Genomic DNA, 12,093 nt, shown 5'->3' with positions numbered 1-12,093 from the left:
TCGATCAGGCTTTCGCCGCTAGACCGATCCGGGCGGCGAGGCCCTGGATCGCGAGCCTGTAGCCCTCGATACCAAACCCGCACAACGTCGCGAAAGCTGCCTTTGCGATGAAAGATTGGTGACGGAAACGTTCGCGTGCATAGACGTTCGAGACGTGAACTTCAACCGTAGGGATTTGCACGCCGACGAGAGCGTCGTGGATAGCGATTGAGGTATGTGAATAGCCGCCTGCATTGATGATGATGCCGACGGCTTTCTTAGCTGCGGCATCCTGAATGAGGTCGACGAGTTCCCCTTCGCGGTTGGTTTGCCGGCACACGGCCTCCGCGCCGAAGCGGCTGGCTGTCTCACGGCAAAGCTTCTCGACGTCGGCAAGCGTGTGATGGCCGTAGATTTCCGGTTCCCGCGTGCCCAGAAGATTCAGGTTCGGGCCGTTGAGCACGTAAATCGTCTTGGTCATCCGAATGTCGATCCATGAAACCGCGAGGTGCGCCAAAAAGCGAAGCGCTGCCGAGGGTTATAGGTAATCTTAACCGACGTGGGAAGCCTTCTGCGGCCTCGGATGTTCCAGTCAGGGCGGGAAAACCCTGTAAAAACCGTGCAAATCTTTTGATTAACCAAATGCCAAGGTCCGGCTCCTGGGCTTGGCAATGGACCCCGCAAAAGGGCTCGCGCCCGGATTCCGCCGGGCGCGAGCCTCTTGAATGCTGGAACGGTCAGCAGCTTTCCTTGCCGCAGCGGGCCAGCGCGACCTTCTTGGTCAAATCGGCAAGGCCGACGGCTCCGACCACGACATCCTTGCCGATCACATAGCTCGGCGTGCCGGTGAGGCCCATGTCCTCGGCGATCTTGAAGTTCTCCTTCAGGGTCTCGTTGATCTGAGGGCTGGTCAGATCCTTGTCGAGACGCGCCATGTCGGCACCCACCTCCTTGGCTGCCGCAAGTGCGCGCGCCTTGTCGGCCTGTCCCTGACCGCCGAGCAGCTTCTGGTGGAACTGGAGATATTTCTTGCCCGATGGGTCCTGCATGTGCACGGCGATGGCAACGCGCGCGGCTTCAACCGAGCCGGGGCTCAGCACCGGGAATTCCTTCAGCGTGACGCGCAGGTTCGGATCGGATTTGATGAGGTCCAGCATGTCACCCATCGCGCGCTTGCAGTAGCCGCAATTGTAATCGAAGAACTCGACGAAATTGACATCGCCCTTCGGATTGCCGAGCACCACGCCGTGCGGGGAGTTGAACAGCGCGTCGGCATGCTTCTCCACCGCGGCCTTCTGCTTGGTCATTTCGGCAGCGGCCTGACGCTTGCCGAGTTCGACGGACGCTTCTTCCAGCACTTCTGGATGCGCGATCAGATAGTCTCTGACCACTTTCTCAATGTCCTTGCGCTGCGCATCGGTGAACGACTGTGCCGAGGCGGGGACGGCAGGAAGGCTCACGGCAAGCGCGAGGGCGAATGGTGCGAGCGAGCGAAGGGATAACATGAAGACTCCTTTGGGCCGCGGGTGCGGCGTCAGTTCTTGATCGGTTTCGTGTTGACGATGTCGTCGGCGCGAACCCACCCGGGCGAGCCGATCGGAAAACGGGTCTTGGCGCGCGAGGCGAGGTCACGCGCGGTCTTCTGGTCGCCGCGCAGATAAGCAGCATTCGCAGCGGCGAGATCGGCATCGGCAAGATCGCCTTTGCGGCCATAGGCCATCGCGATCTGGGTGTAGCCGAGAGGGGCTTCCGGTTCGCGCGCCAGCGCAGCCTTGAGAATCGAAATGGCCTCGTTCGCGTAAGCCTTATTATCCGATGCCACCAGCGCCTGACCAAGTAACATCTCAATGAGCGGCGCTTGTTTCGACAATTGGACAGCCTTGCGCAAGGGCGCGATGGCCTCGACCGGACGTCCGCCTTCGAGCAGCGCCTGGCCCTTCAATTCGTAGAAATAAGGGTTGGCGGGCTCGACCTTGATGAGTGCATCGATCTGGGTGATGGCGCTGCGCGGATCGCCGTGGAGATAGGTGGCGATGGCGCGGGCGTATCGCGCGGGCAGGCTGTTATCGGAGATCGGATAGCGGCGATACACCGTTTCGGCGCGTTCCATGAAACCCGAGACCTTAGCGCGCATCATATCGTGGCGGTGCTGAAGCGCGGCGTCGTCCTTCTTGTCCCAGTAGAGACTTGATTTCGCAAGACCGGCGAGCGCTTCGACGCGTTCGGCGGGCATCGGGTGCGACTGCATGTAGGGGTCGGCGCCATAGGCGGAGAACAGGCTGTCGCTTTGGAAGCGCTTGAACGTCTCGTACATGCCCTTGGCCGACTGGCCGGTCGCGTTGAGGAATTTCACGCCGGCCTTGTCGGCGCTTTCTTCCTGCTGGCGCTGATAGGAGAGCAGCGTGCGCATGATCATGGATTGCGGAGCGGCGATCGCCGCTGCGCCGCCGGCACCGGCACCCGCGCGTGCACCCGCGACGGCCGCGCCGACGCCGAGCAGCATGGCGACGATCATCTGGGTCTGCGCGTTGGCGATTTGCTGGCGCATTTTCGCGAGATGACCGCCTGCGAGGTGGCCCGTCTCGTGGGCAAGGACACCGATCAGCTGGTTCGGCGTTTCCGATTTCAAAAGCGCGCCGTAATTGACGAAGATGCGCCGGCCGTCGGCGACGAAGGCGTTGAAGCTCGGATCGTTGATGATGACGACCTGGATGTTCTGCTTCTCAAGCCCTGCAGCGCGCAGGATCGGCCGCGAATAATCGCGCAGCAGTTGTTCAGTTTCGGTGTCGCGCAGTAGAGGAGGGCCCTTGGCCTTGGTCTCCGCCGAAACAGGACCCATGGCGGGCGCACTCGTCAGCACCAGCGCTGCGGCTGTCAGCGTGGCGATCGCCCGGCGGGCGAAGCCGGTTCGGGCCGGTGCGGTCTGGGCGGCAAGTGGCATCATAGGCGCGGCAGGTAGTCCGTTTGGTGCGGCCACCGGCAATGGAGTGCGGCGGCGGTGCGTGGTAAAGATCGTTCAAGGCATGGAATGCGGCGGGAGCACGGCGATGGTATCGACCGCGGCCGACCGGTTCCAGTTTCAATCATGGGCATAGCAGATTTCATGCGGGATGGGAGACTTCGCTCCTCCACGGAGCTTTTGACGGCCTCGCGCCGCGGTGACGTTCCACCCTTTATGGTGATGGATGTGATGGCGGCGGCGGCCCGAATCGAAGCTGCGGGTGGCCATGTGATTCACATGGAAGTCGGCCAGCCTGCTTCGCCTGCGCCTTTGACGGCACGGGCGGCGGCAAAGGCCGCGATCGACGTCGGGCGGCTCGACTACACCTCTGCGCTCGGTCTGCCGTCGCTGCGGCAACGTATCGCGCGTCATTATCGCGAGGCCTATGGTCATGACGTCGATCTCGAGCGGATTGTGGTCACCACCGGTTCGTCGAATGCGTTCATTCTTGCGTTCCTGACGCTGTTTGAGCCGGGCGATCGGGTAGCTGTGACGCTGCCGGGCTATCCGCCATATCGCCACATCCTGACTGCGCTCGGCTGCGAGCCGGTGCCGATCGAGACCACGGCGGCCACACGTCACGCGCTCAGTGGCGAGATGCTGCTCGCCGCACACCGCAAAACGCCGCTGAAAGGTGTGCTGGTCGCAAGCCCCGCGAATCCCACCGGCACAATGATGAGCCGCGAGGCGATGGCGGAGTTGATGGCCGCCGCCGCCAGTGAAAACATTCGTTTCATCTCGGATGAAATCTATCACGGCCTCGATTACGCGTTTCCCGCGACCACGGCGGCGGCGCTGTCGAATGATGCGCTCGTCATCAATTCGTTCTCGAAATATTTCTGCATGACGGGCTGGCGCGTTGGCTGGATGGTGGTGCCCGAACCATTGGTGCGGCCGATCGAGCGGTTGCAGCAGAATCTCGCGATCTCTGTGCCGACGCTCTCGCAGATCGCCGCCGAAGCCGCGTTCGACGGTGCGGCCGAAATGGATGCAATCAAGCACGGCTATCAGGATAATCGCCACCTGCTGATCGAGGGGCTGCCGGCTGCTGGCCTTGATAATTTTCTGCCTGCGGACGGCGCGTTCTATCTTTATGCCGATGTCTCGCGCTTCACGAACGACAGTCTCGATTTCGCTCGCCGCATGCTGGAGGAAGCGCATGTCGCCGCGACGCCTGGCATCGATTTCGATCCGGTGCACGGCAAATCGTTCCTGCGCTTCTGCTACGCAGGTTCGCGGCAGGAGACTGAAGAAGCGATCGCGCGGGTCACGCGGTGGTTGAAGCGTTAGGGCAGCTCGTTTCACCTCTCCCGCTGGGGAGAGTAATGGATGGCTCACAAGAAAAACCCGGCTCAAGGCAGCATTCCTTGGCCGGGTTCTTATTTTGCTTGAAGCGGTGCGCGGTTATTCCGACCGGCGCGACCACCAACCCAGACGACGCGGAGCAGCAGTGGGTGCAGGCTCGGCGGGTGGGGTGGGCTCGCTCGGCGCCACCTCGGCCGGCACAGGCGATGAAGCTTGCTCGTCGGTTGCGACGGCGGCCGGAGCTGGCGGGGTCTCCGCTGCGGGCGGTTCGCCGAAGAAGAAGCTTACCTTCTCGCGGACGGTGGAACGGCGCGGAGCCTTATCTTCCTCAGGTGCGGACGGAGTGGGTTCGACGGGCGGAGCAGGTCTCAGCAGAGCTTCTGCAACTTCCTCAGTTGTCGGCTCTGCCACTTCGGCCGTCTCAGGCTGCGGCGCATCGAACGACGGCATGCTGAGATCGTGCGATCCTTCATGAGCCTCGAAGGACGAGGCTGTCTCTGCATCGCTACCGGAAGCGGCTGCCTCATCGCCATTGGCATTGTCCTGATTGCCGCGACGGCGGCGTCCGCCACGACGGCCACGGCGACGCGGACGACGCTCGCCGTTCTCTTGATCGGCGCGAGCGGGAGCGGCGTCGGTTTCGTCCTCGCCTTCCTCGCCGGATTCGATCTGAGCCTCTTCGCCGGCAGCACCTTCGCCATTGGCAGGCGAGGCCTGAGCGGCATCGCGACCTTCGCCACGACCGCGACCACGGCGGCGGCGACGACGGCGGCGCGGTCCTTCATCACCTTCGCCGCGCGCTTCGGTCGACTCGGCGTCCGCAGCTTCGGCGTTCTCGGTTTCAGTCTCGATGTCTTCTTCGAAGAACTCGTCCTCGTCGTCGAACTCTTCCACCTCGACCGGCTGTGCAGCGACGCGTGCGGCGAGGAGAGCCTTGGCTGCCTCGGTGGTGTGGACCTGCTCGCCGCGTTCGATCACGAACGACTGCTGGCCGCTGACTGTCGGATCAGCGATCACCGCGAGCGTTACCTGGAAAGCCTCTTCGAGGTCGCGCAGGTGGCCGCGCTTGTGGTTGAGAACGTAGAGCGCGACATCGGTGCGGGTGCGTACCGTGTAGTTGTGGGTGCCGCTCTTCATCAGTTGTTCTTCGAGGCTGCGCAGCAATTGCAGCGCGACCGACGACACGGAGCGGACATGGCCGGTGCCACCGCAGGTCGGGCAGGGTTCGGTCGAACTCTCAAGCACGCTGGCGCGGATGCGCTGGCGCGACATCTCCAGCAGGCCGAAATGCGAGATGCGCCCGACCTGAATGCGGGCGCGGTCCTGCCGCAGGCAATCACTCAGCTTGCGTTCGACCGCGCGATTGTTGCGCTTCTCGTCCATGTCGATGAAATCGATGACGATCAGGCCCGCGAGGTCGCGCAGCCGCAACTGCCGTGCCACTTCTTCAGCGGCCTCGAGATTGGTCTTGAGCGCGGTGTCCTCGATGTGATGCTCGCGCGTCGAGCGGCCCGAGTTGACGTCGATCGAGACCAGCGCTTCGGTCTGGTTGATGACGATGTAGCCGCCGGAGCGCAGCGTCACGGTCGGCGAGAACATCGCATCGAGCTGGCTTTCCACGCCCATCCGCGAGAACAGCGGCTGCGTGTCGCGATAGGGCTTCACGGAGCGGACGTTGGACGGCATCAGCATCTTCATGAAGTCGCGCGCTTCCTGATAGCCGGCGTCGCCGGACACCAGAACCTCGTCGATCTCCTTGTTGTAGAGATCGCGCAGCGAACGCTTGATGAGGGAGCCTTCCTCGTAGACGAGGGTCGGGGCCTGCGACTTCAGCGTGAGGTCGCGCACCGTTTCCCACATGCGGATGAGGTACTCGAAGTCGCGCTTGATTTCCGGCTTGGTGCGTGAGGCACCGGCCGTGCGCAGGATGATGCCCATGCCCTCCGGCACGTCGAGATCCTGCACCACATCCTTGAGGCGGTTGCGGTCCTGCGCCGAGGTGATCTTGCGGCTGATGCCGCCGCCGCGCGCGGTGTTCGGCATCAACACGGCATAGCGTCCGGCGAGCGACAGATAGGTCGTGAGCGCGGCGCCCTTGTTGCCGCGTTCTTCCTTGACCACCTGCACCAGCATCACCTGGCGGCGCTTGATGACTTCCTGAATCTTGTACTGGCGGCGCGGGCGGAAGGCGCGCTCTGGCACTTCCTCCAGGGCGTCATCGCCGCCGACGGATTCGACCTGTTCTTCTTCGGTCTCCTCGTCGTCATCGTCATCGTCCTCGTCGGATGGCTCGGCATGCTCGCCGTCGGCATGTTCGGCATCGTGATGCTCGTGATCGGCATGCGCGTCGTCATGAGCCTCATCGTCAGAGGCGTGGTCATCATCGTGGTGATCGTGAGAATGCGCGTCGTCGTGATGGGTGGCGTCGCTCTCGGCGTGCGAGGTAGCAGGCGCATCGAAGTACGGATCGTCGATGCTTTCGTCGGCCTGGTCGCCGTAGTCGTTGCCTTCGATGGTCGGCAGCGGCTGGGCGGCCTCGCTCGGCACCACAGAGGGAGCAACGGAAGCGGGCGTCACGCCTTCTTCGGTCGGTTCGTCGTCATAGCCATAGCTGCCGAAAGGCTGCGGTTCGGTGGAATCGTGCGGGAAGGCGGGCAATGCGTCAGCGGCCGGGGCGCTGTCCTCAACGACGGCGCTCTGCACGCGCTCGCCATGGTTGCGACGGCGCGAACTGCGATGGCGGGACCGGCGGCGGCTTGCGCGGTTCTCGTTCTCTTCCTCGGCTTCGCGGTGAGCGCGCTCGTCGGCCTCGATCAGCGCCTGACGGTCGGCGACCGGGATCTGATAGTAGTCCGGATGGATTTCGCTGAAAGCAAGGAAGCCGTGGCGATTGCCACCATACTCAATGAACGCCGCCTGGAGCGAAGGCTCCACGCGCGTGACCTTGGCGAGATAGATGTTGCCGCGAAGCTGCTTGCGTTGCGCGGACTCGAAATCAAACTCTTCGACGCGGTTGCCGCGGACCACGACGACCCGGGTTTCCTCCGGGTGGGTGGCGTCGATCAACATTTTGTTGGGCATTTTGGAACTCATGACGGCGGACGGCAGGCCCGGCGGCCGGCGCAGCATGCGCGGCCGGGCGGCGGAACGGTCCACCTGATTCTGGGGTGAGGGGAAGGCCAAACCACAAGGCGATGCCCCGTGCCGAACCCAGCCCAAGCGTCTTCCGTCGCGCAAACTCGTCGCGTCGGATTGTCGAGGGAACTGGGAGGACTTCGTGGGAAGTCCAGATCGGCATAACAGTGTGGCGCATCTAAGCAGCGGCCCGTCTAAATCGTGTGGCAGCAACGTGCTGCCTTGTCTCGCCAACGGGACCAGCAAAAGCTGGGTGCATTAAAAGCCAGCCAGCGTTGTCAGCGCCGGATTGGCAGTCCGCGTCCTTGCGGGCGCGAGCCGGTTGCCGTCTGGCTTCCTGGCCTCCCGAAACCTCCAACCGGCTTTCCAATGTCCGGCCGCGCGCTGCGCTGGCTGGGAGGAAGGGCCGGTCAATCCGTTGGACCTCAAGACATTTCGAGACCGAACGCTGGTCCGGGAGCTGAACGCGATACAACCGGAAGTTCAAACCGTCAGCAGGAAAAACATACGGGCATTGGCGCCTTAAGGCAAGGGAAGCGTCACGCGGCTGCAACACAAGTCTGCAATCGGGATTTCCGGGGTAAGGAGCGGTTAACCGTGGAGTCCTATTGGGATAAAAGGGGGCGCCGGAGGCGGGGGATTCCTTGAAAAGCTGGACGAAAATCCGGGTTCTACAGGCGGCCACCGCGGGTTTCGCGTGGGCGGCGTTGTCCGGTACCCCGGCTGCGCATGCGGTCGAGTCGGTTCCCGCACGCCCGGAAGTTGCAGCGAGCCTGCCTGTCGCATCCGATGCGCGCGTCGCGGGCGACGAACGGCAATCCCGTTTTATTCTCGATCTCGACCGTAAGGTGGATGTCCACGCCTTCGTGCTGGCGAACCCTTATCGGGTCGTGCTCGACATTCCCCAGATAGCCTTCCGGCTGCCGGAGGGCAGTGGCAAGACGGGCCGGGGACTGGTACGGGCGTTCCGCTACGGCATGGTGATGCCCGGCGCCTCGCGGATCGTGATGGATCTGACTGGTCCGGCGAAAATCGACAAGGCCTATGCGATGGAGGCGGCCAACGGCCAGCCGGCAAGGCTGGTGGTTGAACTCGCGGCGTCCGACGCGGAAACAGTGAAACGCGAGACGCGGCAGGATACGACACAGGGACTGCGTCCGACGGTTGTCGCCGACGCCGATCCGAACGCGAAGATTCCACCGCAGGATACGAAGCACGAGGATTCACGGCCCGTCATCGTGCTCGATCCCGGCCATGGTGGCATCGACAACGGCACGATGGCTCCGACCGGCGAGAACGAGAAGGATCTCGTGCTCGCCTTTGCCAAGTCGCTGCGCCAGCAGATCGAGAAGTCAGGCAAATATCGCGTGTTGATGACCCGCGATGACGACACCTTCATTCCGCTCGGCGAGCGCGTGAAGTTCGCTCGCGAGCACGCGGCGGCATTGTTCGTATCGATTCATGCCGACGCGCTGCCAAGGGCGGAAGGTGATGCGCAGGGCGCGACCATCTACACGCTGTCCGACCGCGCCTCCGACATCGAGGCGGAAAAGCTGGCGGAATCCGAGAACAAGGCCGACGCCATCGCCGGTATCGACCTGACCGAAGAGCCGACCGAGGTGGCGGACATCTTGATTGATCTCACGCAGCGGGAAACGCGTGCGTTTTCAAGCCGTTTTGCCAAAACCCTAATGCATGAGATGAAGACGGTGGCGCGTATGCACAAGCATCCGCTCAAATCCGCCGGGTTCCGGGTTCTGAAGGCGCATGACGTGCCCTCGGTACTGGTCGAACTGGGTTACGTCTCGAACAAGGGCGACCTTCACAACCTCGTCTCCGATAACTGGCGGGAGAAAACCGCCAGTTCCGTCTCCGCTGCGATCAGTGCGTTTTTCAGTCCCAGTGGTGGCGCTCCGGCCACACGGATGAGTGCCGGGCCGTCCACCAGCACCAAGCCCTGACAGAGCCCTAGTTTGGACACAGCCTCCGCTCTATAGAGGATTGGGAAAACTGAATCGGTTGCACGCAGGCGTCTGTCTCAGTGCTACGGTTCCGTCGCGATCCGGTCGCGCCGAGCTAAATCGCCCCGGCCAGAAGCGTTTTAACTGAATATGGATTGAGAATGCGGTTGCTGGTGCGCTTCCTGGGGTTCCTTTTTGCCGCCGGAACGATCCTGTTCCTCGTCGGTGTCAGCGCCGTCGCCGGCCTGCTCTGGCATTATTCCAAGGATCTGCCGGATTATACCCAGCTCAAGAACTACGAGCCGCCGGTGATGACGCGCGTTCACGCCGCCGATGGCTCGCTACTCGCCGAATACGCCAAGGAGCGCCGCCTTTATCTGCCGATCCAGGCGATCCCCAAGCGGGTCATCAACGCGTTCCTCGCTGCTGAGGACAAGAATTTCTACGAGCACGGCGGCATCGACTTCACCGGCATGGCGCGCGCCGCGCTGTTGTATGCGCAGAACTACGGTTCGAACCGACGCCCGCAGGGTGCGTCGACCATCACCCAGCAGGTTGCAAAGAACTTTCTGCTGACGAACGAAGTGTCGTTCACCCGCAAGATCAAGGAAGCTCTGCTTGCGATGCGCATTGAGCGCACCTACAGCAAGGAAAAGATCCTCGAACTCTATCTCAATGAAATCTATCTCGGTCTCGGCGCTTACGGCATTGCCGCGGCCTCGCTCGTCTACTTCGACAAGTCGGTCAACGAACTGACGGTCGCGGAAGCGGCCTATCTTGCCGCGCTGCCGAAGGCGCCTGCGCAGCTTCATCCCGTTCGCAATCATGCCCGTGCGGTCGAGCGTCGTAACTACGTGATCGATCGTCTCGCCGAAAATGGCTGGATCAGCCAGGCGGATGCGCAGGCTGCCCGCAAGGAGCCGCTCGTCGTCACCAGCCGCAGCAACGCGACGCATATCTTCGCGGGTGAATACTTCGCCGAGGAAGTGCGCCGTGACATTTTTGAGCGCTACGGCGAGAAGAAGCTCTATGAAGGCGGCCTGTCGGTGCGCGCCACGCTCGATCCCAAATTGCAGGTGCTGGCGCGGCAGGCGATGGTCAAGGGCCTCGTCAATTACGACGAGTCGGTTGGCTGGCGCGGGCCGGTAACCAAGATCGACCTGTCCGCCGGTGATTGGGGCGTGAAACTCGCTGAGGTCAAATCATTGTCCGACATTTCGCCGTGGCGCATGGCGGTCGTGCTCGAGGCTAACGATCAGTCAGCGCGCGTTGGCTTCCAGCCGGGGCGGGTTCTCGGCGGTGCGATCTCCAAGGACCGTGAGACCGGACTCATCACCATGGATGGCGTGCGCTGGGCCAAGGCGGCCTCTGGGCCGACCCGCTACAAGGCGCCGACCAAGGTCACGCAGGTACTGTCGCCGGGCGATGTCGTCTATGTCGATCCGCTGCTCGGCAAGGACGGCAAGGTCGTCGAAGGCCAGTATCGGTTACGTCAGATTCCCGATGTCTCGGGCGGTTTGATCGTGATGGACCCGAACACCGGCCGCGTGCTGGCGATGACCGGTGGCTTTTCGTTCGACCAGAGCCAGTTCAACCGCGCCACGCAGGCCTACCGGCAGCCGGGTTCGTCGTTCAAGCCGATTGTCTATTCAACCGCGCTGGACAACGGCTACACGCCGTCGAGCATCGTGGTCGATGCCCCGATCGAAATCGATCAGGGCTCGGGCAACGTATGGCGACCGGAAAACTATTCGACTGGCAAGTATTACGGACCGCAGACGCTGCGCTTCGGCCTCGAACACTCCGTCAACAACATGACGGTGCGGCTCGCGCAGGATATCGGCATGCCGATCATCGGCGAATACGCCAAGCGCTTCGGCGTCTATGACGAACTGCCGAACTATCTGTCCTATGCGCTCGGCGCGGGCGAGACGACCGTGATGCGCATGGTCACGGCGTATTCGATGATCGCCAATGGCGGCAAGCGCGTGAAGGCGACGCTGATCGATCGCATTCAGGATCGCTTCGGCCACACGATTTACAAGCATGACCAGCGCGAATGCCGCGGCTGTGACGCGCCGGAAGGCTGGCACAACCAGCCGGAGCCAACGCTGATCGACCGGCGCGAGCAGGTGCTCGATCCGATGACGGCCTACCAAATCACCTCGATGATGGAGGGGGTGGTCCAGCGCGGCACGGCGACTGTCGTGCGCGAGGTTGGCAAGCCGATCGCGGGCAAGACTGGCACCACCAATGAAGAGAAGGATGCATGGTTCGTCGGCTTCTCGCCGGATGTCGTCGTCGGCCTGTATATCGGCTACGACAAGCCGAAACCGCTGGGCCGTGGGGGCACCGGCGGTCATCTCGCGGCGCCGATCGCCAAGGACTTTCTCAAGGTCGCATTGGCTGACAAGCCGGCGGTACCGTTCCGCGTGCCTGCTGGCATCAAACTCGTCCGCGTCGATCTCAAGAGCGGCATGCGGGCCGGGCCGGGCGATAGCGGCCGTACCATCCTCGAGGCGTTCAAGCCGGGCACCGCGCCGCCCGACAATTACGCGGCCATCGGTATGGCTGACGGCAACGGACAGGTGCTGACCGTGTCGCCCGATGCGGATCGCGCGATCATGCGTCCGGGCACCGGCGGCCTTTATTGACCTGATTGCATCGGCGCGCCGCAGCGGCTAAGTCCTGCGGCACGGATTTGCGCGCCGC

Annotated in this window: 7 protein-coding genes; 3 read left to right on the top strand and 4 right to left on the bottom strand. The window is 62.9% G+C overall.

From position 1 onward, the window contains the following. Window positions 1–4 precede the first annotated feature (4 nt). From aroQ to HMPREF9697_RS04920, 3 genes are all read right to left on the bottom strand, one after another. Window positions 5–460: a type II 3-dehydroquinate dehydratase gene (gene aroQ, locus HMPREF9697_RS04930; RefSeq protein ID WP_002716059.1), complete on the bottom strand. Its 456-nt coding sequence runs from the start codon at window positions 458–460 to the stop codon at window positions 5–7. Window positions 461–716: 256 nt separating this feature from the next. After that, the gene (locus HMPREF9697_RS04925; RefSeq protein WP_002716058.1) at window positions 717–1,484 is read right to left on the bottom strand and encodes a DsbA family protein; all 768 of its coding nucleotides are present in this window, start codon (window positions 1,482–1,484) and stop codon (window positions 717–719) included. A 29-nt stretch (window positions 1,485–1,513) separates the two neighbouring features. Further along, window positions 1,514–2,923, bottom strand: a complete 1,410-nt coding sequence (locus tag HMPREF9697_RS04920) for a M48 family metalloprotease (RefSeq protein WP_002716057.1) — start codon at window positions 2,921–2,923, stop codon at window positions 1,514–1,516. A gap of 159 nt (window positions 2,924–3,082) precedes the next feature. Between HMPREF9697_RS04920 and HMPREF9697_RS04915 the strand changes: the two genes are divergently transcribed. Then, window positions 3,083–4,270 carry a pyridoxal phosphate-dependent aminotransferase gene (locus tag HMPREF9697_RS04915; protein WP_040308133.1) on the top strand — a complete coding sequence of 396 codons (1,188 nt, stop codon included), beginning with the start codon at window positions 3,083–3,085 and terminating at the stop codon, window positions 4,268–4,270. Between the two features lie 114 nt (window positions 4,271–4,384). On the opposite strand, the gene HMPREF9697_RS04910 is transcribed toward HMPREF9697_RS04915, so the two are convergent. Continuing rightward, entirely contained in the window at window positions 4,385–7,366 is a 2,982-nt protein-coding gene (locus HMPREF9697_RS04910) for an Rne/Rng family ribonuclease (protein WP_040308132.1), read from the bottom strand. Window positions 7,367–8,064: 698 nt separating this feature from the next. Between HMPREF9697_RS04910 and HMPREF9697_RS04900 the strand changes: the two genes are divergently transcribed. Then, entirely contained in the window at window positions 8,065–9,381 is a 1,317-nt protein-coding gene (locus HMPREF9697_RS04900) for an N-acetylmuramoyl-L-alanine amidase (protein WP_002716054.1), read from the top strand. A 161-nt stretch (window positions 9,382–9,542) separates the two neighbouring features. Next, on the top strand, window positions 9,543–12,035 hold the full coding sequence (locus tag HMPREF9697_RS04895; RefSeq protein ID WP_002716053.1) for a penicillin-binding protein 1A: 2,493 nt from the start codon (window positions 9,543–9,545) through the stop codon (window positions 12,033–12,035). The last annotated feature ends 58 nt before the right edge of the window (window positions 12,036–12,093 follow it).

Source organism: Afipia felis ATCC 53690 (assembly GCF_000314735.2).
GTDB classification, from domain to species: Bacteria; Pseudomonadota; Alphaproteobacteria; order Rhizobiales; family Xanthobacteraceae; genus Afipia; species Afipia felis.
The sequence above is the reverse complement of the archived record's forward strand: the minus strand, read 5'-3'. Positions and strand labels throughout refer to the sequence as shown.